Source organism: Nonomuraea basaltis, from assembly GCF_005893125.1.
GTDB lineage: Bacteria > Actinomycetota > Actinomycetes > Streptosporangiales > Streptosporangiaceae > Nonomuraea > Nonomuraea basaltis.
This window is the reverse complement of the sequence record NZ_VCJS01000644.1, coordinates 1-580: the sequence shown is the minus strand read 5'-3', so window position 1 is coordinate 580 and position 580 is coordinate 1. Positions and strand designations below refer to the sequence as shown.

The 580-nt window shown below is 72.4% G+C and carries 1 pseudogene; it reads left to right on the top strand.

Annotated features, from left to right (window positions below):
- A pseudogene (locus tag EJK15_RS69855) lies at nt 1-580 on the top strand (nitrate reductase subunit alpha); the annotation flags it as partial.

Below are 580 nucleotides of genomic sequence, written 5' to 3'. Positions count from 1 at the left end.
CTCGCCGACAAGTTCTCCGAGCTGGCCGCCCGCCACCTCGGCAAGCGCACCGACGTGCTGGCCGTCCCGCTCACCCACGACACCCCCGACGAGCTGGCCCAGCCCGGCGGCCGGGTGCGCGACTGGAGGCGCGGCGAGTGCGAGCCGGTGCCCGGCAAGACCATGCCGAAGATCGTCACCATCGAGCGCGACTACGCGGCCGTCGGCGAGCGCGTGCGCGGCATCGGGCCGCTCTTCGCCGACCTGGGGCTGACCACCAAGGGCATCACCTACCGTGTCGAGCCCGAGCTGGAGTACCTCCGCAGCCAGAACGGCGTCACCGGCGAGGGCCGCATCTCGCTGGACACCGCCGATCGCATGTGCGAGGCCATCCTCGCGCTGTCCGGCACCACCAACGGCCGCCTGGCCACGCAGGGCTTCGAGACGCTGGAGAAGCGCACCGGCACGAGGCTCGCCGACCTGGCCTCCGAGCACGAGGGCAAGCGGATCACGTTCGCTGACACCCAGTCCAGGCCGCAGGCGGTGATCACCTCGCCCGAGTGGTCCGGATCGGAGACCGGCGGGCGCCGCTACTCCGCCT